General features: G+C 71.3%; 18 protein-coding genes, 1 tRNA gene and 1 pseudogene. 13 read left to right on the forward strand and 7 right to left on the reverse strand.

Going from position 1 to position 25,863, the window contains the following annotated elements; genetic code table 11:
- Positions 1 to 500: 500 nt before the first annotated feature.
- Together M2163_RS22325 and M2163_RS22330 are read right to left on the reverse strand one after the other, a co-directional pair.
- Entirely contained in the window at positions 501 to 3,080 is a 2,580-nt protein-coding gene (locus M2163_RS22325; RefSeq protein ID WP_280894832.1) for an FtsX-like permease family protein, read from the reverse strand.
- A complete protein-coding gene (locus tag M2163_RS22330) occupies positions 3,077 to 3,865 on the reverse strand; it encodes an ABC transporter ATP-binding protein (RefSeq protein WP_280851046.1) in 789 nt (262 codons plus the stop codon). The genes M2163_RS22325 and M2163_RS22330 overlap by 4 nt, the downstream gene beginning before the upstream one ends.
- Before the next feature lie 424 nt (positions 3,866 to 4,289).
- Here M2163_RS22330 and M2163_RS22335 point away from each other — a divergent pair, with 424 nt between their 5' ends.
- From M2163_RS22335 to M2163_RS22345, 3 genes are all read left to right on the forward strand, one after another.
- A complete protein-coding gene (locus tag M2163_RS22335) occupies positions 4,290 to 5,792 on the forward strand; it encodes an MFS transporter (RefSeq protein ID WP_280894833.1) in 1,503 nt (500 codons plus the stop codon).
- A 252-nt stretch (positions 5,793 to 6,044) separates the two neighbouring features.
- Positions 6,045 to 6,452: a DUF485 domain-containing protein gene (locus M2163_RS22340; protein WP_280894834.1), complete on the forward strand. Its 408-nt coding sequence runs from the start codon at positions 6,045 to 6,047 to the stop codon at positions 6,450 to 6,452.
- On the forward strand, positions 6,449 to 8,062 hold the full coding sequence (locus tag M2163_RS22345) for a cation acetate symporter (RefSeq protein ID WP_280894835.1): 1,614 nt from the start codon (positions 6,449 to 6,451) through the stop codon (positions 8,060 to 8,062). Before M2163_RS22340 ends, M2163_RS22345 begins: the two co-directional genes overlap by 4 nt.
- 67 nt (positions 8,063 to 8,129) lie before the next feature.
- Here the strand turns inward: M2163_RS22345 and M2163_RS22350 are convergent, their stop codons facing one another.
- The 3 genes and pseudogenes from M2163_RS22350 to M2163_RS22360 form a co-directional block, all read right to left on the reverse strand.
- Positions 8,130 to 9,017, reverse strand: coding sequence for a cellulose-binding protein (locus tag M2163_RS22350; protein ID WP_280894836.1), 888 nt, complete (start codon positions 9,015 to 9,017; stop codon positions 8,130 to 8,132).
- Between the two features lie 210 nt (positions 9,018 to 9,227).
- Positions 9,228 to 12,408: pseudogene (locus tag M2163_RS22355) on the reverse strand (SUKH-4 family immunity protein).
- 9 nt (positions 12,409 to 12,417) lie between these two features.
- On the reverse strand, positions 12,418 to 13,413 hold the full coding sequence (locus M2163_RS22360; protein WP_280851040.1) for an SMI1/KNR4 family protein: 996 nt from the start codon (positions 13,411 to 13,413) through the stop codon (positions 12,418 to 12,420).
- A gap of 324 nt (positions 13,414 to 13,737) precedes the next feature.
- On the opposite strand from M2163_RS22360, the gene M2163_RS22365 reads away from it, so the two are divergent.
- Together M2163_RS22365 and M2163_RS22370 are read left to right on the forward strand one after the other, a co-directional pair.
- A complete protein-coding gene (locus tag M2163_RS22365; protein WP_280894837.1) occupies positions 13,738 to 14,310 on the forward strand; it encodes a YwqJ-related putative deaminase in 573 nt (190 codons plus the stop codon).
- Positions 14,311 to 14,433: 123 nt separating this feature from the next.
- Complete coding sequence (locus M2163_RS22370; RefSeq protein ID WP_280894838.1) at positions 14,434 to 14,928, forward strand: SUKH-3 domain-containing protein; 495 nt, start codon at positions 14,434 to 14,436, stop codon at positions 14,926 to 14,928.
- Positions 14,929 to 14,958: 30 nt separating this feature from the next.
- Here the strand turns inward: M2163_RS22370 and M2163_RS22375 are convergent, their stop codons facing one another.
- A complete protein-coding gene (locus M2163_RS22375) occupies positions 14,959 to 16,266 on the reverse strand; it encodes a histidine kinase (RefSeq protein WP_280894839.1) in 1,308 nt (435 codons plus the stop codon).
- 167 nt (positions 16,267 to 16,433) lie between these two features.
- Between M2163_RS22375 and M2163_RS22380 the strand changes: the two genes are divergently transcribed.
- The 8 genes from M2163_RS22380 (at position 16,434) to M2163_RS22415 (ending at position 22,911) form a co-directional block, all read left to right on the forward strand.
- Complete coding sequence (locus M2163_RS22380) at positions 16,434 to 17,294, forward strand: hypothetical protein (protein ID WP_280894840.1); 861 nt, start codon at positions 16,434 to 16,436, stop codon at positions 17,292 to 17,294.
- Positions 17,295 to 17,316: 22 nt separating this feature from the next.
- Positions 17,317 to 17,388, forward strand: a tRNA-Gln gene (locus M2163_RS22385).
- A 115-nt stretch (positions 17,389 to 17,503) separates the two neighbouring features.
- On the forward strand, positions 17,504 to 18,952 hold the full coding sequence (gene glmU, locus M2163_RS22390; protein WP_280894841.1) for a bifunctional UDP-N-acetylglucosamine diphosphorylase/glucosamine-1-phosphate N-acetyltransferase GlmU: 1,449 nt from the start codon (positions 17,504 to 17,506) through the stop codon (positions 18,950 to 18,952).
- Between the two features lie 132 nt (positions 18,953 to 19,084).
- Positions 19,085 to 20,065 (forward strand): ribose-phosphate diphosphokinase, encoded by a 981-nt coding sequence (locus tag M2163_RS22395; RefSeq protein WP_030317447.1) that lies wholly within the window; start codon positions 19,085 to 19,087, stop codon positions 20,063 to 20,065.
- 196 nt (positions 20,066 to 20,261) lie between these two features.
- The gene (locus M2163_RS22400) at positions 20,262 to 20,855 is read left to right on the forward strand and encodes a 50S ribosomal protein L25/general stress protein Ctc (protein ID WP_280851034.1); all 594 of its coding nucleotides are present in this window, start codon (positions 20,262 to 20,264) and stop codon (positions 20,853 to 20,855) included.
- A gap of 72 nt (positions 20,856 to 20,927) precedes the next feature.
- A complete protein-coding gene (gene pth, locus M2163_RS22405) occupies positions 20,928 to 21,530 on the forward strand; it encodes an aminoacyl-tRNA hydrolase (RefSeq protein WP_280851033.1) in 603 nt (200 codons plus the stop codon).
- A 52-nt stretch (positions 21,531 to 21,582) separates the two neighbouring features.
- Entirely contained in the window at positions 21,583 to 22,086 is a 504-nt protein-coding gene (locus M2163_RS22410; RefSeq protein WP_280894842.1) for a hypothetical protein, read from the forward strand.
- Between the two features lie 138 nt (positions 22,087 to 22,224).
- Entirely contained in the window at positions 22,225 to 22,911 is a 687-nt protein-coding gene (locus M2163_RS22415) for an LPXTG cell wall anchor domain-containing protein (RefSeq protein WP_280854177.1), read from the forward strand.
- 64 nt (positions 22,912 to 22,975) lie between these two features.
- On the opposite strand, the gene ppc is transcribed toward M2163_RS22415, so the two are convergent.
- Complete coding sequence (ppc, locus tag M2163_RS22420; protein ID WP_280851031.1) at positions 22,976 to 25,717, reverse strand: phosphoenolpyruvate carboxylase; 2,742 nt, start codon at positions 25,715 to 25,717, stop codon at positions 22,976 to 22,978.
- Positions 25,718 to 25,863: the final 146 nt, after the last annotated feature.

Genomic DNA, 25,863 nt, shown 5'->3' on the forward strand with positions numbered 1-25,863 from the left:
GGGGTGGGCAACGCGAAGGGCCCGACACAACGAAGGGCCGGGGGGTCTCCAGCCTACGACGGCGTCGGCCCGGCCGGCGGAGCCTGTGGACAACGCCGCCGTATCCCCGGGTGCCCTGTGGACGACGAAGCACCCGCAGCGGCGTCGCGCGAGCGGCGAGGCCCCCGCCCCAGCCGCTCATCCCAGCCGCCAACCCCAGCCACTCGCCACGGCCGCCCAGCCCAGCCGCCCGTCACCCCAGGCGCCCGTCACCCCAGCCAACCCCAGCCGCCCGCCACGGCCGCCAATCGCCACGGCCGCTCACCCCAGCCACTTGCCACCGCACCCACTCCCCACGGCCGCTCACCCCAGCCACTTGCCACCGCACCCACTCCCCACGGCCGCCCCCACAGCCGCCCGCCCCAACCACCCCCGGACAGCGAAGAACCCGGCGCCGAGAAGCCCCCCGTGGCTTCTCGGCGCCGGGCGTTCCCCCGTGGTGCCCCGTCCCCAGGGGCGGGCTACTCGGTGGCGATCGCGTTCAGGACGTTCATCCGGCCCGCCCGGAACGCCGGGATCAGGGCGGCGAACAGGCCCACGAAGGCCGAGCCGATGAAGACCGCGATGATCGTCGGCCAGGGGATGTCCAGGACCTTCAGGCCCTCCAGGGCGAGGAGCTTCTGGGCGGTGGCGCCCCAGCCCATGCCCAGCCCCAGGCCCAGCAGTGCGCCGAAGAGCGCGATGACCACCGACTCCATGCGGATCATCCGCCGCAGCTGGCGCCGCGAGAGGCCGATCGCCCGCATGAGGCCGATCTCCCGGGTCCGCTCGACCACCGAGAGCGCCAGGGTGTTCACGACACCCAGGATCGCGACGATGATCGCGAGGGCCAGCAGGCCGTAGATCATGTTCAGGAGCTGGCCGATCTGGTCCTTGAACGCTTCCTTGTAGTCGGTCTGGTCGCGCACGGTGTACTGCGGGTAGTCGTGCAGCGCCGACTTCAGGGACTTGTACGCGGCGTCCTGCTGCCCGTCCTTGGCGTTGGCGAAGACCAGCTGGTCGAGCGGCATCTTGTCGGCCGGCACGTACTTGGCGAGCGTGGCGGTCGAGATGTACTTGGAGCCCGCGTCGATGACGACGTCACTGCTGGTGATCGCCCGGACCGTCAGCTCGGCGGTCGCGCCGTCCTTGAAGGCGACCTTGATCTTCGAGCCCAGGTGGATGCCGTGCGCCTTGGCGAACTTCTCGTGCACGGACATCGAGTCGGGCTTGTAGGCGTCGGCGAGGTCGCCCGCGACCGTCTTGGTCTGAAGGTCGGTGGCGTACGTCGGGTCGGCCGCCGTGATGTCGGTGTCCTTGAGCGTCTTGCCGTCGGGGGTCGTGTAGTCGGCCTCCGTGATCTTGTACTCGGTGACGTGCGCCAGGCCCGGGGTGTCCTTCACGGCCTTCACCGCGGCCGGGGTGACCAGCTGCCCGCTGTCGGACTGGATGATGAAGTCCGTGCCGACCGTCTTGTCGAGCTCGTCCGTGGCCGAGGCGACCATGGAGGAGCCGACGACCGACAGACACGCGACCAGCGCGAGGCCGATCATCAGGGCGGCGCCCGTGGCACCGGTACGGCGCGGGTTGCGCAGGGCGTTGCGCTCGGCCAGGCGGCCGATCGGACCGAACATCCTGAGGACGATCGCGCCCAGGACGCGCACCACACCGCCGGCGAGGAGCGGTCCGACGACGACGAATCCGATCAGGGTGAGGACCACGCCGAGGCCGAGCCACAGCGAGCCCTCCTTGGCCTTGTCGGCCGCGGAGGCCAGGTAGAGCGCGTAGCCGCCTCCGGCGGTCAGGACCGTGCCCACCAGGGCCCGTACGCGGCCCGCCTTGGCGTCGGCGGGGGCGCCCGCGTCCCGCAGGGCGGCCATCGGCGAGACCTTGCCCGCGCGGCGGGCCGGCAGCCAGGCGGCGAGGACGGTGACGACCACGCCGAGGAGCAGGCCGACCACCGGGGTCGTCCAGGCGATGGTCAGGTCGCTGGTGGACAGATGGATGCCCAGGGAGCCCATGAGCTTCATCAGCCCGACCGCGAGCCCGACGCCCGCGCCGACCCCCAGCACCGAGCCGAACACGCCCAGGAGCAGCGCCTCGACCAGCACGGACCGGTTGACCTGCCCGCGGGAGGAGCCGACGGCCCGCATCAGACCGATCTCCCGCGTGCGCTGGGCGACCAGCATCGAGAAGGTGTTGATGATCAGGAAGATGCCGACGAGGAAGGCGATCCCGGCGAAGCCGAGCATCGCGTACTTCATGACGTTCATGAAGCTCTCGACGTCCTTCTGGTTGGCGTCGGCGGTCTCCTTGGCCGTCTGCACCTTGTAGGAGCCGCCGAGCTCGGCGGCGACGTTCTTCTTCAGCTGCGCGTCGGTGACACCGGACGCGGCCGTGACGTTGACGTTCGTGAAGACGTTCGACTCGCCGACGAGCGTCTGCTGGGCGGTCTTCGTGTCCAGGTAGAAGATCGCCGCACCGGGGTTGGTGACCTCGAACTCGGCGACGCCGGAGATCTTCGCGGTGTGCGTGCCGACCGCGCTGATCACGCCGATCTCGTCACCGAGCTTCAGGTGGTGCTTGTCGACGGTGTCCTTGTCGACCATCACCTGGCCGGAGTTCTTCGGTGCCGCACCGGAGGTGATCTTCATGGTGCGGGCGTCGTTGCCGTTCCAGCTGCCGACGATGGTCGGGCCGCCGCCGGACGGCGAGAGGCTGTCCTTGTCGGCGTCCACGACGGTCACCGAGGTCGAGAAGACGGTCCCCTCCGCCGTCTTCACGCCCTGTGCCTCACGCACCTTGGTCAGCACGGAGGCCGGCATGACCGGCGGCTTGCCGTTGCCGGAGGTGGTCTCGCCGGTGTCGGAGGCGCCCTTGGCGCTCACCGTCACGTCCGAGGAGGTGGCCGCGAAGAGCTTGTCGAAGGTGGTGTTCATCGTGTCGGTGAACACCAGCGTCCCGCAGACGAAGGCGACCGACAGCAGGACCGCCACGGCCGACAGGGCCATGCGTCCCTTGTGCGCGAAGAAGTTGCGCATCGAGGTCTTCATGACGGTCATGACGTGCGCCCCCGGGCGTCGAAGTCCTTCATGCGGTCCAGGACGGCCTCCGCGGTGGGCTTGTGCATCTCGTCGACGATCCGGCCGTCGGCGAGGTACAGCACGCGGTCCGCGTAGGAGGCGGCCACCGGGTCGTGCGTGACCATCACGATGGTCTGCCCGAGCTCGTCGACCGAGCGGCGCAGGAAGCCCAGTACCTCGGCACCCGCGCGCGAGTCGAGGTTTCCGGTCGGCTCGTCACCGAAGATGATCTCGGGGCGGGCGGCCAGGGCACGGGCCACGGCGACCCGCTGCTGCTGTCCGCCGGAGAGCTGGGTGGGACGGTGCTTGAGCCGGTCCGAAAGTCCAACGGTGTCCACCACGCGCGCGAGCCACTGCTTGTCGGGCTTGCGTCCGGCGATGTCCATGGGCAGCGTGATGTTCTCGAGCGCGTTGAGCGTCGGGAGCAGGTTGAACGCCTGGAAGATGAATCCGACCCGGTCGCGGCGCAGCTGCGTGAGCTTCTTGTCCTTCAGGCCGGTGATCTCGGTGTCGTCCAGGTGGATCTGACCGCTCGTCACGGTGTCGAGACCGGCGAGGCAGTGCATGAGGGTGGACTTGCCGGACCCGGAGGGGCCCATGATCGCGGTGAACTGTCCGCGAGCGATGTCCACGTCCACATGGTCGAGGGCGACGACACGGGTCTCGCCGGACCCGTACGCCTTGACGACCTGCCGCGCCCGCGCGGCAACGGCCGTACGCCCTCCAGTGCCCCCGTGCCTGGTGATGGTTACAGCCGATGTCACGGTATGTCTCCTATATCGGTCAGTCAGTGAGCCGCCGGGACCGCCCGGCGTTCGGTAGGTGCTTGGTGCCTTGCTCGGTACGGCGTTCAGTCTGGTGCCGCGGGACGGTCCGGCGCGCTGGTGCTCGGCACCCTCTTCTACGGGGGAAAACCCCACCCCCGTCGATCCGGCCGCCCCTCCCCCACCGCTCCCCAGCGGCGTAAAGCCAGGTTAAGGACGGCCCCGGGGCCTTCTCGTCCTCCGGCGGTACGAACCCTCCCCCAGCCGTAGTACGGAGGTACCCCTAGGGGCAGTCCACCGACGGGTGGAGGCGATCTAGGGGTCGGCTCCACCCTGCGCCTCCGCGAGAGTGCACCCTGCCGCCGCGTGAGGGGCAAGTGGGAGAGTGGTCGCCGGCAGATGGATGCAGGGGGAAGGAATCCGCGTGGACGACACGAAGCCGTCGATACGCGAGTCCGCGCGGCAGGTCTCCACGCACCGGCGCGGGGCCGTGGTGGCGGCGCTGATGCTCGCGATGGCGCTCGCGGCCCTGGACTCCACCATCGTCTCCACGGCGGTCCCGCAGATCGTCGGCGACCTGGGCGGCTTCTCGGTCTTCTCCTGGCTGTTCTCGGGCTATCTGCTGGCCGTGACGGTGACGCTGCCGGTCTACGGCAAGCTGTCCGACACCTTCGGGCGCAAGCCGGTGCTGATCGCCGGCTCGGCGGTGTTCCTGCTCGGCTCGCTGCTGTGCGCGCTGGCGTGGAACATGGGCGCGCTGATCGCCTTCCGGATCGTGCAGGGGCTCGGCGGCGGGGCCCTGCAGGGCACGGTCCAGACGCTCGCCGCCGACCTGTACCCCCTGGAGGAACGCCCGAAGATCCAGGCCAAGCTGTCCACGGTGTGGGCGGTGGCGGCGGTCGCGGGGCCGGGGATCGGCGGGGTGCTCGCGGCGTACGCGGACTGGCGGTGGATCTTCCTGGTCAACCTGCCGATCGGCGCGGTGGCGCTGTGGCTGGTCGTCCGTCACCTGCACGAGCCCCGGCGGGCCCGGCAGACCTCCACGCGCGCGCGTGTCGACTGGGCGGGCGCGCTCGCGGTGTTCGCGTGCGGCGGCGTGCTGCTGACCGCACTCGTACAGGGCGGGGTGGCGTGGCCGTGGCTGTCGTGGCCGTCCCTTGGCCTGTTCGGCGCGGGACTGGCCCTGGTGGCCGCCGTGGTGCTGATCGAGCGCCGGGCGGCCGAGCCGATCATCCCCGGCTGGGTCTGGCGCCGGCGCACGATCGCCGCGGTGAACCTGGCCCTCGGTGGCCTGGGACTGCTCATGGTGGCCCCCACGGTGTTCCTGCCGACGTACGCCCAGTCGGTGCTCGGCCTGGCACCGGTCGCCGCCGGATTCGTGCTGTCCGTGTGGACGTTGAGCTGGCCGGTGTCGGCGGCGCTGAGCCAGCACGTGTACCGGCGCATCGGCTTCCGCCGCACCGCGATGCTGGGCATCGGCACGGCGGCCGTGATCCTGTTCGCGTTCCCGTTCCTGCCCTACCCGGGCGCGGCCTGGCAGCCCACGCTGCTGATGCTGCTCCTGGGCGCGGCGCTGGGGCTGTTCCAGCTCCCGCTGATCGTCGGGGTCCAGTCGACGGTCGGCTGGGCGGAACGCGGCACGACGACGGCCTCCGTCCTGTTCTGCCGCCAGACCGGCCAGACGGTGGGCGCGGCGGTCTTCGGCGCGATCGCCAACGGCGTCCTGGCGTCCCGCCTGGGCGGCGCGAGCGACCTCGACTCCGTCACGCGCGCGCTGGACGCGGGCACGGCTCCGGAGACGACCCGCGCGGCCATCGCGGACGCGGTGCACGCGGTGTACGTGGGCGCGGGATGCGCGGCGGCCCTGGCGTTCACGGTGCTGCTGGTCCTGGCGCCGCGCCGCTTCCCGGTGCTCAAGGAGCAGTGACCGGGCCGGTCGCCCAGGCCATCGCAACACCCCCCGTAAGGGCCCGAGCACGCTCCGGTCAGCCCAAAAGTCTGAGTTAACGCGGGTAACACCGCAGGTCAGCGAAGTAAGCGCATACCGACCGATCAGTTTGTCGAAAGGGCTGTGCAATGCCGAACCGCCGAGTAACGTGCGGGGCTCCGCTCCCCCGTCCACCCCCCAGAACTCCCTGCGGTCCGCCGTGCCGGACCCGAGCCACGCAAGGAGCACGGGATGTCCCACGACCCGTCGCAGCTGTACCCCACCTACCCCTGGCAGCCCCCCGCCCCACCGCCCGAGCCGGTACCGCACCACCCCCGCCACCGCTCCCCGCTCGGCCACCACAGCGACCTGCGGATCCTGCGCAGCGCCTACCGCTGGCAGCGGCGCACCGCCACGCTCACCGCGCTCGGCTACTTCACGTTCTTCCTCGTCCTGTCCGCCTGGGCGCCGTCCTTCATGGCGAGCAGCGTCACCGGCGGGCTGCCCACCGGGCTTCTCCTCGCCCTGCTCCAACTGCCCGTCACCTGGCTGGCGATCGCCGTGTACGAGCACACGGCCCGCCGCTACGTCGACCCGCTCGCGGACCGCATCCGCAGGCAGTCCGAGGTGGACGCCAGGCGAGGGGCGGTCGCGCGATGACCGGCTTCAGCGACTCCGCGCAGGCGATGAGCCTGGTCGCGTTCTCGGCCGTCGCCACCATCACCCTCCTGCTGTGCGTGATGACCGGCCCCGACCGTGACGACCTCGACGAGTTCTACACCGGCTACAGCTCCCTGTCCGCGATGCGCAACGGCCTCGCCATCGCGGGCGACTACATCTCCGCCGCGACCGTCCTCGGCACCGGCGGGGTCATCGCGCTCTACGGCTACGACGGCATCGTCCTGGCACTCAGCACGGCCCTGTCGCTGATGCTGCTGATGTTCCTGCTGGCCGAACCCCTGCGCAACGCGGGCCGGTTCACGATGGGCGACGCGCTCGCGCGCCGGATGCCGGGACGTGCGGTGCGCGTCGCCGCCTGCCTGGTGACCCTCGCCGCGCTGCTGCCGCTGATGCTGGTGCAACTCGCCGGGGCCGGCCAACTGCTGGCGTTCATCCTGGGGTTCACGGGCGAGTCCCTGAAGACGGGCTTCATCATCGGCCTGGGCATCCTGATGATCAGCTACGCGGCCATCGGCGGCATGAAGGGCACCGCCCTCATCCAGATCCTGAAGATCGTCATGCTGCTCGGATCGGGCGCCGTGGTCGCCGTACTGGTCATGAACCGGTTCGACTGGAACCCCGCGGCCCTGTTCGACACGGCGGCCCGGCAGAGCGGGGTGGGCTCCGACTTCCTGCAGTCCGGGCTGGAGTTCGCGGGCGGCCCGTACCCGCGCCTCGACATGATCACCTCGCAGCTCGCGGTCGTCATCGGCGGGGCGTGTCTGCCGCACGTCACCATGCGCATGTACACCGCCTCCAGCGCCCGTCAGGTACGGCGTTCGATGTCCTGGGCGGTGTCGTCGGTGGCGGTGTTCGTCCTGGTCATCACGGTCGTCGGGGTCGGGGCGACGGCGATGATCGGGCGGACGGTGATCGCGGAGGCGGACCCGCAGGGCAACACGGCGTACCTGCTGGGCTCCCGGGCGGCGTTCGGGCCCGAGGTGTCGACCGGGGAGACGTTCCTCTTCACCACGGTCACCACCGCGCTCTTCCTCACCCTGCTCGCGTCCGTCGCCGGCATGATCCTCGCCTGCGCCAACTCCCTGGCCCACGACGTGTTCGCGGCACGGGCCAGGTCGATGCCGCCGCACCGCGAGATATTGCTGGCCCGGGTGTCCGCGCTGGCGGTCGGCCTCCCCACGATCTTCCTCGCGACGCTGATCCAGCACCGCAGCCTCCAGCCGCTGGTGATCCTGTCCTTCTGCGTCGGCGCCTCCGCGCTGGCCCCCGCGCTCGTCTACACCCTCTTCTGGCGGCGCTACACCCGGACGGGACTGCTCTGCACACTGCTCGGCGGCACGCTCACGGTGCTGGTGCTGATGCCGGGCACCAATCTCGTCTCCGGATCACCCGTGTCCGCCTTCCCCGAGGCCGACTTCAACTGGCTGCCGTTCACGACGACCGGCCTGGTGTCCGTTCCTGCGGGCTTCCTGCTCGGATGGCTGGGAACCGTGCTCTCGGGCCGCCACAAGGCGGAGGAGCAGCGCAAGCAGTACGAGGCGGTGGAGGGCTGGATCCTGGCGGGGGCGGTGCGCAGGGGTGAGGGATGACATGTGAGGGGGCGCCGGGCGGGCGGGGGGCCGGGGGTTCGCTGAGAGCTCCCGGCCCGCGCCCCGCCTAGTCCGTCGCCGCTTTCCCCGTGAGTGCCGTCAGGCTGCTGCGTACGCGGTCCATCTGGGCCTGGACCTCGTCCCAGAGCTCGCCGTGCTCCCGCAGCACGCGTTCCGTCTCGCGGGCGATGCGCTCCTCCTCGCTCCGCGCCTGGGCGAGGATCTCCTCCGCACGCGCGCGTGCGTCCTCCTCGCCCTGCTCCGCCGACGCCTCCGCCTCCGCGAACCCCAGCTTCGCCTCCGACAGTGCCGCCTCCGCCCGCGCCACCCGTTCGGCCTCCCGCGCGTCCGCCTCGGCCGCGCGGCGCTCGTGGGCCCGCTCGGCCTCCGCCCGCCGCTCCGCGTGCTCATCGGCCTGCTCGGCGAGCATCGCGGCGGTGCGCTGGCGCACCTCGCGCAGGGCGGCGAGCGCCTTCCCGCGCCCCGCCTTCACCTCACGCCGGGCGGCGACCCGGATGTCGTCGGCCTCGGCGCGCGCGGCGAGCAGCCGCTCCCGGGCGCGTTCCTCGGCTTCCGCGCGCACGGTGTCGGCGTGCGCCTGAGCGGCATCCCGTACGCCGTCGGCGTGCGCCTGCGCTTCGTCCGCGATGCGCTGCGCCTCCTGTCGCGCCCGTTCCCGAACGGCCTCGGCCTCCTCCTGCCCCAGCTCGAAGAGCCGCCGGGCACCCTCGCCGAGGGCCTCGTACGCCTGCGGGGCCAGTGTCGCCACGACCTCCCGCAGCCGCACCGCCTCCGACTCCATCTCCCTGGCGAGCACGGTGAGCCGGGCGGCCCGTTCCCAGGCGGCGTCCCGGTCCCGGGACAGGGCGGCGGCGTACGCGTCGACCTGGTCGGGGCGGTAGCCGCGCCCCCGTACGGGCACGAACCCCGGGGGTGGCACCGGTGCGCTGCTCATCCTGGAACCCCTCTCCGCGACGACACAAACGAACGCGAAATGATGATTTCGCGCACATCTTGATGTATCGGACGGAAATGTTCATAACGCGACACTCCGCACACGAGCGGCGGACGTGACGGATCGTCACATCATCGGGTGCGCGCACAAAAGGGCCGGACCCGGTCGTGCGACCGGGTCCGGCCCGCGAGGATCAGCAACGGCCGGGAGTCAGAGCAGCCCGTCCCACATCTGTTCGAGCAGCACCGACCACCAGCTCTCGGGCGAACCCAGCGCGGCCGGGTCGAGCGAGGCGAGCTGGGCCTGGAAGTCGACGGTCCAGCGGCCCGCCTGCTCCTGGTTCAGGCCGAAGCGAAGCCGCCACATCCGGCCCAGCAGAGCCAGGCAGCGCTGGAACTCGGGCAGACCCGTGTTCACGAACTGCGGCGGTACCGGCGCACCGCCCGGCCCCGCCTCCACCGGCACGGCGACGATGTTCGCCGTGCCGTACTGCACACAGACCGCCTTGCCGAAGTCGCCGCCCATGACGAGGTACGAGCCCGCGTCGGAGGCCGGCCGCACCCCGCGCTCGGCCGCCAGCTCGGCCAGCGTCGGCACCGGCCGCCCCGGCTGCGCCTGCGCCCAGAAGAACGGCCCCATGTCCAACGGCAGCCCCGCCACGACCAGCGAGTGCGCCACGACCGGCGGCACGCCCTGGCGGTCCACCGCGGCCTGCTCGAACCGGAAGACGCCCGGACCGAACGCCCCGGCCAGCTCCTGCGCCACCCCCTCCGGCGGGACCGGCGGCGCGGCCTGGACGGGCGGCAGCGGCGCGCGCACCGGCGCGGGGCGGGCGGGTCCGTCCGCCACCTGATGCAACTCGCCCTGATGCGCCAGCAGTTGCTGCATGCCCTGCTGCCGGCTCGCGTGATCCGTGCCGTACGGGGCGATGCTCGCGATCCTCGCCTGCGGCCACTGCTCCCGGATCATCCGCGCGCAGTACGCCCCCGGCAGCTCGCAGGACTCCAACTCGGTGTGGAGCTCCAGCACTTGGTCCGGCGGGACGTTCATGGCGCGCAGCTCGTGGAAGATCTGCCACTCCGGGTGCGGTGTCCCCGGCGCCGACCGCCGGATCAACTGCTGCTCCGACCCGTCCTGCGCCCGGTACCGAAGGACCGCCTGATAGCCGGGCCCGACGGTGGGCTGCGACTGCTGGGGGTATCCGTAGGCGGGGGGCGGGGTGGGTGCGGGATGCGCCGGGGCGGGGTGTCCGGGGGCAGGCGGCTGACCGGGCGACGGATGGCCGGGGGCCGGGTGCCCCTGGGCGGGAGGCGGGGTGGGTGCGAGGTGCCCCTGCGCGGGCCGGCCCTGCATCGGCTGCCCGGACGCCGGGTGGCCCGGCATGGTCTGCCCCGGCGGAGGCACCGGGCCCCGGGGACGGCACCGCGCCCGGCGGCGGGGGCGGCATCGCGCCGGGCGGCGGGGGCGGCATCGCGCCGGGCGGCGGGGGCGGCATCGCGCCGGGCGACATCGGCTGTGGAGCGCCTGGAGCGGCGCCGGGGGCACTCGGAGCGTTGGGGAAGCTGGGGGCACCTGGAGCGCCCGGGGTACCGGGGCCACCTGCAGAGCCCGGGGCACTGGGGAAACCAGGAGCACCAGGGCCGCCGGAGCCGGGAGCACCGTGAGCAGCGTGAGTGCCCAGGGCATCGGAAGAACCGGGGCCAACCGCAGGGTTCGGGGCACTGGGGAATCCGGGAGCACCGGGGGCCCCAGGAGTGCCCGAGTTGCCAGGACCACCGGCAGCGCCCGGCGCACCGGGGAAACCAAGAGCACCCGGGGTGCCGGCACCACCGGCAGAGCCGGGACCACCGGGACCACCTGCAGAGCCAGGCGCACCGGGGGCCTGCGGCGGCGGAGGCACGCCGGGTCCGTTAGCCGGGGGCCTGGACAACACGGTCTCCGCGTGATGCACGGCCCCCCGGTCTGCCGCACCGGGAGGCTTCGGCGCACCGGGCACCCCAGGAGGACCCGGAGGCTGAGGAGCGTTCGGCGCACCGGCGGACTGCGGAGCACCCTGCGCATGCGGGAACTGGGGTGCACCCGGGGCACCAGGCGACTGAGGGACACCGGGCACACCCGGGGCACCGGGCGGCTGAGGAGTAGCAGGCGCACCCGGGACGCCCGGGAACTGCCCGCCGGCGGGGCCCCCAGACGGCTGCGGAGCACCCGTCACACCGGGCGGTGGCGGAGGCGGCGTGGGGACGCCACCGGGAGCCGACTGCCCTCCCGGCCCCGCGGTCCCCTCGGCACCTGGCGCCGACACGAACTGGGTCGGCACGTACCCAGCCCCCGGAGTCGAACCTGCCCCCGGGAGCCCAGGCGGAGGCGGAGGCGGCGGAGTGGAACCCCCACCCTGCGCCCCCCGCGAAGGAGGCGCCAACTTGCTGGTGGCGACATCGGCGATGTCCCCGGCACTCGGCGCAGGCGCCGGCCCACCGGCCGCACCAGCAGCGCCCGGCACACCCCCTGGCCCCTGCGGATACCCGTACGCGGGAGGCGTACCCGGCGCACCCCCTGGCCCTTGCGGATACCCGTACGACGCCCCCACCGCGGACCCTCCGGCCGCCGGCGTGGCTCCAGGCGCCCCCGGACCGGCACCCCGAGCCCCGGAAATCCGCGCCGTCCTGGAGTCCGAGACATCGGACACGTCCGCGACCTCGGACACGTCCGCGACCTCGGAGGCGTCCATCACCAAGGAAGCGCCCGAACCCTCCGACACATCCGCAACCTCCGACGCGTCGGACACCTCCGACGCATCCTGCACCTCCGACGCGTCCTGCACATCCGCGACGTCCGCCCCGTCCAGAGCCGACGACTCCCCCTCGTCACCCGGCGACGGCGCCGACGAGGACGGCGGCGGCGAGAACACCGTCTCCGGCAACGCCACGGACAGGTCCTCACCCCCGTTCGTGTCGGTCCCGGTCCACGGCCGGGCCTCCGGGGCCGCCGGGCCCCCCGCCCCACCGATCCCCAACTTGTCCGCCGCGTCCTGCAACCACTCCGGCGGCGTCAGCAGGAACGACGTCTGGTTCAGATCGACCCGCGACGCGACCGCACCCCCCGCCCCCGCCCCGGCGTCCCCGGCCCCGTCCTCCCGGCCGTACTCCTCCTCGTACCGGCGGATCACCTCACCCACCGGCAACGCGGGCCACAGCGTGGCCTCCCCGCTGTCCCGGGCGATCACCAGCCGCTGCGCGCCCCCGTCCGAACGCGGCCCCTCCGCGCGGTCCTCGGCCCACACCACGAACCCGAGGTCGAACTCCCGCACCCGCACCTCACGATGCTGGTACGCCGGCACATCCCCGTTGATCCACTCTTCCGCGCGCTCCTGCGCCTGCGCGAACGTCACCATCGCTGAAGCTCACTCCCCCGACACGGAAGAAGACACGGGAACGGAACGGGCGAACCCGCCGTCCACCATCAGGTTCGCCACCGTCTCCAACTCCGGCGGATTACCGGCCAGTCGGGACAGGAACTCGTCGAAGTCCGCACCGCAGGGCAGCAGAAGACGCTCCACCCGCTCGGCCGGCGGCACCGAGGGGTCGACGTCACGCGCGTCGTCGTAGGCGCAGAACCAGACCGACCCGATCCCCCCGCCCTTCACCTTCACGGCCAGCAGACCGCCCTGGACGAAGCCGACGCCCAGGTAGTCCTTCGTCAGATGGTCCCGCAGGCACTTGTTGACGTACACGAGGTCGTTGACCGCCGCCTCGTCACGCACCGTGAAGAACGGCTGGTCCACCAGGAGCCCCAGTTCCGCGTCCAGCGCGGCCCCCACCGGCGCCGACCCGCCCGCCGCCTTCAGGAAGGACCGGTAGGCGCCGGGCAGCCGGTAGCCGAGGTCCTCCTCGACCCCCTGCACCTGCGACTCCGTCACCGCCACCGAGGACTTCGGCAGCCCGAAGTGCGCCGGCCGCGTCTCCTGCAACGGCCGCGTCCCCCGCTTGTTCTGGTCGACCCGGGTCGTCGCGATCCCGCCGTGGTGCCGCAACAGGGCCTTCACCTCGACCGGGACCAGTTCCAGACGCCGCGAGGCCACCACGTGATGCCACGTCCAGCCGTGCGGCGTCGCCACCGCCGGCACCGTGTCCCACAGCTCGTGACCGGTCGCCGCCAGCGCCGCGTTGGCCGACACGTAGTCCGTCAGCCGCAGTTCGTCGACCCCGAAACCCTCCGGCGGCTCGGCGATCTCGGCGGCGGCACGCGCGTAGGGCGAGAAGTCGGGGTAGCCACGCTCGTCCACCCGCACCCCTCTGGGATGACGCGCGGCCCGGACCGGGTCCGGGAAATGCACGACCTGCCCGGCGTAGGCCGCGTTCGGCGGCGCGGCTTGTTGCCCGAGCCGACCTGTCGTCATGGCGAAAGCCCCCTGCGGCGCTCTGGTACGACCGCGGCGACCTCCTCGGCAAAGCAAGGCCGCCACGCACCGTATCGACTGTCTCGTCCGTCTCCACGCGTCAACCGCGCGCAACGCGGCGACCACTTGGATCGCGGTGCCGACAGCCTATGCGGTACGACGACACCGGTCACCGGGCACCGGCCAGCCCCCCTCCGCTTCCGTGACCAGCCGTCACCCCACCGTGACAGCCCGCCCAAACCCGGGCGTGTCGCACCGCCCCAGCTTCCGCACCAGCCACGCCGTTTGGCAGTCTGTGACCTCCGGGGGGATGCTCGGGAGGGGATGACGATCATGAACACGACGCAGACGGGACCGCACACAGGACCGCACACGGGCATGACCACCGGCACCGACGCCGGCCCGCACGCCGGTGCCAACGGCGACCCCCGCATCGGCTGGAGCAGCGCCGAGAGACCCCACGCACCCACCCTCCGCCACCGCCGCGACGGCATACTGCCCACCGTCGCCGCCGCCCTCTCCGTGCGCGGCGCCACCCTCACCTCCACCGCCGCCCGCGGCGACCAGGCCCCGCCACTGCACCCGCTCGTCCAGGACTTCCTCGACACCCTCGGCAGCGACCGGCGCGACCGCTTCACCGGCCGCTGCGCCGAGGCCATGCTCATATCCCGGCACATCACCGCGGCCGACGAGGCCCGCAGCAAGCGCGCCGCCCGCAAGCCGATGACCAACGGCGAGGCCCGCCGCGCCCTCAAGCAGGCCAAACTCACCGCCCGCCGCATCCGCGAGGACGGTGACCCGCTGCACGGCAGCTTCGCCGCCCCCTGCCGCGCCTGCACCGCCCTGAGCGCCCACTTCGGCGTACGCATCGTCGACCCGACGGCGAACGGCGGCTGACACCCCAACCCCCCCCCCAAACGGCCCAAACAGCTCCCCACGCACGACCCGTACGACACCCGCACCAAGGCGCCCCGCTCACCCCGGGCGCCCACCCATGACCTCGACGAACGCGAAGGGCAGATGCACCCCGACCGCACCGGCACCACCCGCTTCCCCGTCCCCGTCGACGCCGTACTGCGCGCCGCCGGCTGGCAGCCCGGACGCTGGGACATAAAACAGGCCGAGATCTGGGCCGACGCCCTGCGCGAACACACCTCACCCGCAGGCCACCGGCACGCCGTGTTCCCGGCCGCCGTCGAGGCCTGGGCCGAGTTCGGCGGACTGCACCTGACCCCCACCGGCCCCGGCCGCCAGATCGCCCCCGCCCGCCTCCACCTCGACCCGCTGCACGGCCTCCACATGGCCCGCACCCTCGCCGACCTCGGCCGCGCCCTGGACACCGAGGTCTGCCCCCTCGGCGCCGAGACCGACACCCAGGCGCTCCTCGCCATCGACACCGAGGGCCGCGTCTACGCCCTCGACCACACCGGCGACTGGTACCTCGGCCCCGACGTCGACCAGGCCCTGGCCGGCCTCGTCTCCGGCATCGACCCCACCCGCCTCACCGCGGGCTGACCCCCGCCGGCCTCGCCGGCCCCCGCCGCCCTACACCGCCGGAATCACCGCCGACACCCGAAAGCCCCCCGCCTCCGTCGGCCCCGACACGAACACCCCGCCCAGCGCGGAGACCCGCTCCTTCATCCCCACCAGCCCGTTGCCCCCCGACGGCAGCCGGGCCGACGCGAGGGACGACATCTCCGGCGGCGGCTCGTTCTCCACCTGCATCGCGATCTCCGACACCCGGTGCGCCAGCCGCACGTGCGTCTTCGCACCCGCCGCATGCTTGTGGACGTTGGTCAACGCCTCCTGCACCACCCGGAACGCCGTCTGCTCGATCTGCGCGGCGTACGACCGCACCTCGCCCTCCACGGACAGATCCACGGCCATGCCCGCCGCGGCCGACTGCCCGATCAGCGTCTCCAGATCGTCCAGACAGGGCCCCTCGGCCTCCTCCACCACACGCGAGGCCGCCGCGGCCGCCGCCACCCCCACCGCGACCAACGGCACCGCCGACCGCTCCTGCCGCCCGAACCCGTCCCCGCTGCGCAGCACCCCGAGCATCTCCCGCAACTCGGTCAGCGCCTGCCGACCCATGTCCCCCACCAGCGCCGCGTTCTTCACGGCCTTCTCGGGATCCTTGCGGGCCACGGCCTGCAGGGCGGCCGCGTGCACCACCATCAGACTCACCCGGTGCGCGACGACGTCGTGCATCTCACGGGCGATGCGGGTCCGCTCCTCACTGCGCGCCCACTCCGCCCGCTCCTCGGCCCGCTCGGCCAGCAGCTGAAGCTCCCGCTCCAGGTCGTCGGCCCGCTCCCGCAGGCTCTCCATGAGCCGGCGCCGAGCCCCCACGTACAGCCCGAGCAGCAGCGGCGGCGCGGTCATCCCGATCGCGGTGGTGATCGACGCGAAGGGGACGAACCAGTCCCCCAGGTCCAGTTCGCCGTGCGCCATGTCCTGCCGAACCCGCACGAACATCACGATCAGCATCCCGACGAGGGACATCCCCGCCAGCGAGCCGATGATCCGGCGCGGCAACTCGGACGCGGCAAGCGTGTACAGGCCGACGATGCCCATCAGATAGCCCATCTGAGCGGGCGTGATCGCGATGCTCACCAGCACGACGGCGATCGGCCACTTGCGCCGGACGACCAGCACCGCCCCCGCGAGCACCCCGAACACGATCCCCGCGGCCATCGGGATCCCCGCGTCCTCCGCGAACCGGACCCCCTCGAACGCGCACTCCACTGCGGACGCCGACGCAAGGCCCACGTCCAGTACCGCACTGCGCCACCGCGCCCACCACCACGGCCCCTTCTGCGCCGCGGTGGTGTCTTCCCCCGTCGTGGTCATGCCTCCAGCCTACGGTCGCCGCCCGCCGGATTTCCGGTGACTTTCGACGACTGGCCTACACCACATCGAGTGACCGATCGACTACGAAACAGCCCGATATCCCTCGAACTGCTGAATCGCTCACCGTTCGAGCGTGGAAGATCGCATTCCGCCCGGACGGTATGCCCATGGCACATTCACGGGGCAAGTACGCGGATTTCGACGGACTGCGGGAGCGGGCGGTCGCCCTGCGGCGCCAGGGCCACAGCCTCCGGCAGATCCGCGACGAGCTGAAGATCTTCAACAACGACATCCTGCAGCGGCTGGTGAAGGGCGAGCCACCACCGGAGTGGACGAAACGACCGAACGCCAAGGACGACCTGAGGGCGAGGGCGCGAGAGCTACGACTCCAGGGGTGGACCTACGACCGCATCGAGGCGGAGCTCGGCTGCTCAAGGAGTTCGGTCTCCCTGTGGGTTCGGGACCTGCCGAAGCCGGAGCGCCGCGATCCGACGGAACAGGCGAAGCTGGCGGCGCGTAAGCGGTGGGAGCACGAACTGACGGTGCGGGACGAGGAAAGACGGCGGACCAAGGCGACCGCGGCACAGGAGATCGGGATGATGTCCGACCGCGAACTGTTCATCGCCGGAGTGGCCCTCTACTGGGCCGAGGGCGCCAAGGACAAGCCGTACCGCCGGACCGAGGTGCTGCAGTTCATCAACAGCGACCCCAATGTGATCAGCCTCTTCCTGCGCTGGCTCGAGCTCCTCGGGGTGCGGCGAGAGCGCCTGACCCTGCGCGTCAGCATTCACGAGACCGCGGACGTGGACGCCGCCGAGGAGTTCTGGGCCGGCATCGCCGGTGTCGACACGGCAGCGTTCAGCAAAGCCACCCTGAAACGGCACAACCCCCGGACAGTGCGCAAGAACACCGGAGACACCTATCACGGCTGTCTCGTGATTTACGTCCGGCAGAGCGCCGATCTGTACCGTCGCATGGAGGGCGCCTGGTACGGCATAGTAGGAGCCGCCACCCGGCGACCTGACTGAATGTCTGGTTCAGCCGAAATATTCCCCCGTGGTGTAATTGGCAGCACTGTGGCTTTTGGTGCCATCTGTCCGGGTTCGAGTCCTGGCGGGGGAGCCGCACTCCGTCCGGGCTCTGACAGCACTGTCAGGGCCCGCTCTCATGTCTCTCCGGAAACGCCCCGGTATCCTGCGGATGTCACCCCACCCCCTCCACAGCCGAAGGGCATCCCGTGAGCGCCATTCGCCCGGCAGCCGTCGTCGTTCTCGCAGCGGGTGAGGGCACCCGTATGAAGTCGGCCACACCCAAGGTCCTGCACGAGCTGTGCGGACGTTCCCTCGTGGGTCATGTGCTGGCCGCCGCCCGCGAGTTGGCCCCCGAGAACCTCGTCGTGGTCGTGGGGCACGCCCGGGAGAAGGTCACCGCCCATCTCGCCGACACCGATGCCGACGTACGAACGGCCGTGCAGGCGCAGCAGAACGGCACCGGGCACGCCGTACGGATGGCGTTGGAGGAGCTGGGGGGTTCCGTAGACGGGACGGTCGTCGTGGTGTGCGGGGACACTCCTCTGCTGACCGGTGAGACCCTCAACTCCCTCGCGGCGACGCACTCCTCGGACGGCAACGCGGTCACCGTGCTGACCGCGGAGGTGCCGGACGCGACCGGGTACGGCCGGATCGTGCGCGACAGCGTCTCCGGTGCTGTGACGGAGATCGTGGAGCACAAGGACGCCTCCGAGGCGCAGCGGGCGATCCGGGAGATCAATTCCGGGGTGTTCGCTTTCGACGGTCAGTTGCTGGCGGACGCGCTGGGCAAGGTGCGCACCGACAACTCGCAGGGCGAGGAGTACCTGACGGATGTGCTCGGCATCCTCCGCGAGGCGGGGCACCGGGTGGGCGCCTGTGTCGCCGGCGATCACCGTGAGATCGCCGGGATCAACAACCGCGTCCAGCTGTCCGAGGCGCGGCGCATTCTCAACGACCGGCTGCTGACGCGGGCGATGCTCTCCGGTGTCACGATCGTCGATCCGGCCACCACCTGGATCGACGTGACCGTCACCTTCGGTCAGGACGCGGTCGTCCATCCGGGCACGCAGTTGCACGGTTCCACTCACCTCGCCGAGGGCGCCGAGGTGGGCCCCAACTGTCGTCTCACGGACACGCATGTCGGGGCGGGGGCGCGTGTCGACAACACGGTCGCCTACAGCTCGCACATCGGTCCCGAGGCGACTGTCGGGCCGTACGCCTATCTCCGCCCCGGCAGCCGGCTGGGTGCCAAGGGCAAGATCGGGACCTACGTGGAGACCAAGAACGCGAGCATCGGTGAGGGGAGCAAGGTCCCGCACCTGTCCTATGTCGGGGACGCCACCATCGGCGAGTACTCCAACATCGGTGCTGCCAGTGTGTTCGTGAACTACGACGGACAGGACAAGCACCACACCACCGTCGGGTCGCATTGCCGGACGGGTTCGGACAACATGTTTGTGGCGCCTGTCACGGTCGGGGACGGTGCGTACACGGCCGCAGGGTCGGTGATCACGAAGGATGTACCGCCCGGTTCGCTGGCCGTGGCCCGTGGCCAGCAGCGGAATATCGAGGGCTGGGTGGCCCGGAAGCGTCCGGGGAGCGCGGCGGCGAAGGCGGCCGAGGCGGCTTCCCGGGAGGGCGCCGGCGAGGACTGACCGGAAACAGGTGCGCCGAAGTCGTCGTACCGTGATAAGTGCACACCCGCACCCCACCAGCTGAGACGGCCCGCCGCGCCCAGCGGCGTGTCTGTGGCCAGCAGGCTGAGACACCTCTGAGGAGACAGTGCTGTGACCGGGATCAAGACGACCGGCGAGAAGAAGATGATGTTCTTCTCCGGCCGCGCCCACCCCGAGCTTGCCGAGGAGGTCGCCCAGCAGCTGGGTGTCGGGGTTGTCCCGACCAAGGCCTTCGACTTCGCGAACGGCGAGATCTATGTCCGCTATCAGGAGTCGGCGCGTGGCGCGGACTGCTTCGTGATCCAGAGCCATACGGCTCCGATCAATCAGTGGATCATGGAGCAGTTGATCATGATCGACGCGCTGAAGCGTGCGTCGGCCCGCTCCATCACGGTCATCGTGCCGTTCTACGGCTATGCGCGGCAGGACAAGAAGCACCGTGGCCGTGAGCCGATCTCGGCGCGGTTGATCGCGGATCTGATGAAGACGGCCGGTGCCGACCGCATTCTGACCGTGGATCTGCACACCGACCAGATCCAGGGCTTCTTCGACGGTCCGGTGGACCATCTGTTCGCGCTGCCGCTGCTGGCGGACTACGTGGGGCAGAAGGTCGACCGGGCGAAGCTGACGGTGGTGTCCCCGGACGCGGGCCGGGTGCGGGTCGCGGACCGGTGGTGCGACCGGCTGGGCGCGCCGCTGGCGATCGTGCACAAGCGGCGTGACAAGGACGTGGCGAACCAGGTGACCGTCCACGAGGTCGTGGGTGAGGTCAAGGGCCGGGTGTGTGTCCTGGTGGACGACATGATCGACACGGGTGGCACCATCTGTGCGGCCGCGGACGCGTTGTTCGCGCACGGTGCGGAGGATGTCATCGTGACGGCCACCCATGGTGTGCTGTCCGGTCCGGCGGCCGATCGTCTGAAGAACTCCCGGGTGAGCGAGTTCGTGTTCACCAACACCCTGCCGACGCCGGGTGAGCTGTCCCGGGACCTGGACAAGATCAAGGTGCTGTCGATCGCGCCGACGATCGCGAGCGCGGTGCGTGAGGTGTTCGAGGACGGGTCGGTGACCAGCCTCTTCGACGAGCAGTAGGTCGCACCGAAGCTGTAAAAACGCTTCTGCATGATCGATTTTTCTGCGGCCTCCCGCGCCGAGTAGACTGCCCCAGTTGCTCGGCGAGGGAGGCCGTATCCATGGATGCGGCGGTCCGTTATCGACGCGCTCTTCGTAGCAGGCCGTTCGTGGCCGGGTGACCACGTCCGTTCCTGATTCACGAGGAGTGATCCGCATGTCCGAGGTGAAGCTCACCGCCGAGACCCGCAGCGAGTTCGGCAAGGGTGCCGCCCGTCGTATCCGCCGTGACAACAAGGTTCCCGGTGTTCTGTACGGTCACGGTTCCGACCCGCTGCACCTGACCCTTCCGGGCCACGACCTGCTGCTGGCGCTGCGTACGCCGAACGTCCTGATCTCCCTGGACATCGACGGCAAGACCAACGAGCTGGCGATCCCGAAGTCCGTGCAGCGCGACCCGATCAAGGGCTTCCTGGAGCACGTCGACCTTCAGCTGGTCAAGCGCGGCGAGCAGGTCAACGTCGAGATCTTCGTCCAGACCGAGGGCGAGCTGGCCCCCGGTGGCAACCTGCTGGAGCACGTCCTGAACGCGCTTCCGGTCGAGGCCGAGGCCACGCACATCCCCGAGTCCGTCACGGTCTCCATCGAGGGTCTGACGGCCGGCGACTCCATCCTCGCCAAGGACATCCCGCTGCCCAAGGGCACCAAGCTGGCTGTCGAGGAGGACACCGTCGTCCTGCAGGTCCTGGCCGCGCAGGCCGAGGAGTCCGCGGGTGAAGAGGCCGAGGGCGACGAGGCCGCCGAGGCCTGAGCCCGAGCGCTCGCCGTATAGGCTCCAGCCGCTGCTCCCTGAGGGGGCAGCGGCTGTTGCACGTGAGGAGACATGGACGTGACCACCCCTGCAGGTGCCCCCTGGCTGATCGTGGGCCTCGGCAATCCCGGGCCCGAGTACGCCGCCAACCGGCACAACGTCGGCTTCATGGTGGCCGATCTGCTGGCCGCGCGGATCGGGGGCCGGTTCAAGCGGGCCGGGAAGGCGCAGGCGCAGGTCGTCGAGGGGCGGATCGGGCCGCCGGGGCCGGCGAACCGGCGGGTGATCCTGGCCAAGCCGATGTCGTTCATGAACCTGTCCGGCGGGCCGGTGAACGCCCTCAAGGACTTCTACAAGGTGCCGGTGGCGAACATCGTGGCGGTCCATGACGAGCTCGACATCGACTACGGCGTGCTGCGGCTCAAGCTCGGCGGCGGGGACAACGGTCACAACGGGCTGAAGTCGATGACGAAGGCGTTCGGGGCGGAGTACCACCGGGTGCGGTTCGGGATCGGGCGCCCTCCGGGCCGTATGCAGGTCGCGGACTTCGTGCTGAAGGACTTCTCGTCGAGCGAGCGCAAGGAGCTCGACTACTTCGTGGACCGTGCGGCCGACGCGGTGGAGGCCTTGGTGATCGAGGGGCTGGAGCGGGCGCAAAGCACGTACAACTCCTGACTTGTCCGGCGGTCCGCCGGGCCGGAGTTGACCCCGCGCAGGGCCATGGCCAATGATCCCGGCCATGCCTGCCACCGCCCTCACCGCCCGCCGGGCCTCGGTCGCCGCGCTGCGGTTCGGGCGGCGCGCGTCGATGGCGGTGGTCGCGCTGCTGATCCTGGTCGCGGGGGTGTGGGGGTCCTGGGGCAGCGCGCAGTACGTGATGCTGACCAAGGGGCGCGAGCGCGGCACGATCGAGGTGGCCCGGTGCGCGCGGGAGGTGTGCAGCGGCCCGTACACGCCTGTGTCGCACGGGTCCGAGGCGCGGGAGCGGGTGGTCATCGAGAAGTCGGTGGCGGTGCGCGAGGGCCGGACCTACTCGGTGGTGGTGAAGCCGGGCAGCGCCGAGGTGGTGCGGTCGGGGCCGGCCGGGGTGCTGTACGCGTGGGTGCCGATGGGCGGGGCGCTGCTGCTCGCGTCGGTGGTCGTGGCGGGCGGACTGCTGCGGACCCGGCTCGCGTGGGTGCTGGCGGGGTCGGGGATCGCGCTGCTCACGGCGGCTTTCGTGACCATCTGAGGGCATTCGCCGTTCTTCGGTTCCGTGGAGAACGTGAGTGTTGTCTGTTCGTGATTGACCAGAGGTCAGTCACACCTGGAAGCTGAGCCGCACCCTCCACATCTTCCCGTTCCACTCTCGAAGATGGACTACTGCCCCATGCGCACCCTCACCCGCTTCGGCGTCCTGTCCGCCGTCGCCTCGGCGGCCTTCCTGGTCGCCCCGGTCGCCCACGCCACCCCTCCGGGTGACAACGGAACCGTGAAGATCCACGACGCCACCACCGGCGAAGAGCTCCGCAAGAACGAGCCGCACGTCTGCACCTTCTACCTGGACGCCTTCGGCTTCGACGCCGTCCAGGAGGTCGACTGGCACATCGAGGCCTGGGCCCCGACGGCCGACGTCAAGGGCGAGACCGTGAAGTCCGGCGAGATCACGCTGGACTCCGACGGTCACGGCCGCACGGAGGACCTGTCGCTGCCCGACGGGCACTACAAGCTCTTCTGGAACTTCGACGGAGAGCACGGCGCCGCCAAGCACAAGGTGTTCTGGACGGACTGCGAGGACGAGGAAGGCGGCGGTACGACGGCCACGCCGACCACTTCGCCCTCCGGCACTCCGGGTTCGGGCGAGTCCACCCCGCCCGGCACCGAGCCCAGCACCGGGCCCAGCGAGTCGGCCGGGGCCGGTACTTCTCCGTCGGCCTCCGCCTCCGCGTCCGCGCAGGGCTCCACCGGTGACCTCGCCGAGACCGGCAACGGCGCTCCCGTCGGCCTGCTCTCCGGGGTCGCGGCCGCGCTGGTGGCGGCGGGCGGTTACCTCGTCGTCCGGCGTCGCCGGGCCTGACGCAACGAACGAAAGAGGCGGTGCCCCCGGGATCCCGGGGGCACCGCCTCTTTCGCGTACGGGGTCAGCCGGTGTTGCGCAGGCCCGCGGCGACGCCGTTGACGGTCAGCAGCAGGGCACGGGAGAGCAGCGGGTCGGGCTGTTCACCGGCGGCGACCGCGTCGCGCTGGCGCTTGAGCAGGGCCACCTGGAGGTAGGAGATCGGGTCCAGGTAGGCGTCGCGGATGGCGAAGGTCTGCTTGAGGACCGGGGTGGCGTCGAGGAGTTCGTCCTCCCCCGTGACCCTGAGGACCTCGCGGACGGTGAGCTCGTGCTCGGCCTCGATGTCGGCGAAGACGTGCTGGAGCTCGGCGGGGACGAGGGTCTCGACGTAGTGGCGGGCGATGCGCAGGTCGGTCTTCGCGAGCGTCATCTCGACGTTGGAGATGAAGTTGCGGAAGAAGTGCCACTGCTCGTGCATCTCGTCGAGCACGGTGTCCAGGCCCGCCTCGCGCAGCGCCTTCAGTCCGGAACCGACGCCGAACCAGCCGGGCACGATCTGGCGGGACTGGGTCCAGCCGAACACCCACGGGATGGCGCGCAGTCCGTCGAGGGAGACGCCCGAGCCGGGGCGGCGGGCGGGACGTGAGCCGAGGTGCAGGTCGGCGAGCTGGTCGACCGGCGTGGACGCGAGGAAGTAGTTCGGCAGGTCCGGGTCCTCGACGAGCCTGCGGTAGGCGGCGTGGGCGGCGTCGCTCACCACGTCCATCGCCGCGTCCCAGCGGGCCAGCGCCTCGTCCGACTGACGGGGGGCGGTGTGCAGCGCGGAGGCCTGAAGGGTGGCCGCGACCGTCAGCTCCAGGTTCTCCCGGGCCAGGGACGGCACGAGGTACTTGTCGGAGATGACCTCGCCCTGCTCGGTGACCTTGATCTCGCCCTCCAGGGTGCCCCAGGGCTGGGCGAGGATCGCGTCGTGCGAGGGGCCGCCGCCGCGGCCGACGGTGCCGCCGCGGCCGTGGAAGAGGCGCAGGCGCACGCCGTACCGGTGCGCGACGTCGCGCAGCCGCCGCTGGGCCCGGTGGATCTCCCACTGGCTGGTGGTGATGCCGCCGAACTTGGAGGAGTCCGAGTAGCCGAGCATGACCTCCTGGACGTCCCCGCGCAGGGCCACGAGCCTGCGGTACGACGGGTCGGAGAGCATGTCCTCCAGGATGGTGTCGGCGGCCTTGAGCTCGTCGGTGGTCTCCAGGAGCGGCACGATGCCGATCTTCGCCCAGCCGGCGTGCAGGTCGAGCAGTCCGGCCTCGCGGGCCAGCACCGCCGCCGCGAAGACGTCGTCGGCGCCCTGGCACATCGAGATGATGTACGACTCGACGACCTCGGGTCCGAAGACCTCCAGGGCCCGCTTCACGGTCTGGAAGACCCCGAGGGTCTTCTCGCCGGCCGCGTCGACCGGGGCCGGGGTGGGCGCGAGGGGCCGGCGCGAGCGCAGCTCCTTGGCGAGCAGCTTGGCCCGGTACTCGCGGGGCATGTCCGCGTACCGCCAGGACTCCTCGCCGAGCCGGTCGAAGAGCTGGCCGAGGGCGTGGTGGTGGGCGTCGGCGTGCTCGCGGACGTCCATGGTGGCGAGCTGGAGACCGAAGGCGGCGAGGGTGCGGATGGTGCGGTTCATCCGGCCGTCGGCGAAGAGCCCGCCGCGGTGTTCCCTGAGCGAGGTCTGGATCAGGGTCAGGTCGCGCAGCAGCTCGCTGGTGCCGAGGTAGTCGCGGCCGTCCTCGTGCGGGATGCCCTTGGCCAGCCGGGTCTTGGTGTTCTCCAGCTTCTGCCGGATGCAGGTGGCCTTGAGGCGGTACGGCTCCTCGGCGTTCAGGCGCTTGTAGCGGGGGCTGATCTCCGGCAGGCGCTCCAGGTCCGCCTTGAGGGACTCCAGGAGTTCCTCGGTGGCGCCGGTGTAGCGGATGGAGTTCGACAGGAAGCCGCGCAGCTCGTCGATGAGCTCCAGGGCGTCGTTGATGCCGTGCTCGTGCTGGAGGATCAGGACGTCCCAGGTGACCTGGGGGGTGACGTTGGGGTTGCCGTCGCGGTCGCCGCCGATCCAGGTGCCGAAGGTGAGGGGACGGGTGGCGTCGGGGATTCTGACGCCGACGCGCTCCAGTTCCGCCGTCAGGTCCTCCAGGACGTCGCCGACCGCGCCGGCGTGCAGCTCGTCGAGGTAGTAGATGGCGTTGCGGGCCTCGTCGGCGGGCTCGGGGCGCACCACGCGGAGCTCGTCGGTCTGCCACACGAGGTCGATGTTCTCGGCCAGGCGGGTGTCGTAGCGGCGCCGGTCCGCCTCGATGACCGGGGTCTCCAGGAGGGCCGCGATCCGGCGGAGCTTGTTCAGCACCGAGCGGCGGGCGGCCTCGGTGGGGTGGGCGGTGAAGACCGGGCGGACGTTGAGGTTGGCGACGGTCTGGCGCAGGTGCTCGGGGTCGGCGTCCTTGAGGCGGTCGGCCGTACGGGCGAGCAGACCGCCCTCGGCCGCACGCCGGGCCCGCAGCTCACGGCCGCGGTGCACCTGCTCGGTGACGTTGGCGAGGTGGAAGTAGGTGGAGAAGGCGCGTACCAGCTTGGCGGCGGTCTCCAGTTCGGTGCCGCGCAGCAGCTCGGCGGCGGCCTCGCCGTCCTCACGGGTGAGGCGGCGCACCTTCTCGACGAGTTCCAGCAGCTCGGGGCCCTCCTGGCGGACGAGGGTCTCGCCCAGGAGGTCGCCCAGTCGGCGGATGTCGGCGCGCAGCTCGGTACTGGTCGACGTGGCGCTGGTAGTCAGGTCGTCGGCACTGCTCACAGGTGCGGCTCCTTGCAGTGTTGAAGCTCGTCCGGCAGGGGAACCCGGAGGGCGGTCGTGCGGCAGCCGCCGCATACGGCCGGGCCATCCGGGAAGAAATCAGAGCGGACCGCGCTGTCCGACCGACTCCAAGGATAGGTGTCCAT

The sequence above is a fragment of the Streptomyces sp. SAI-135 genome, assembly GCF_029893805.1.
Lineage (GTDB): Bacteria > Actinomycetota > Actinomycetes > Streptomycetales > Streptomycetaceae > Streptomyces.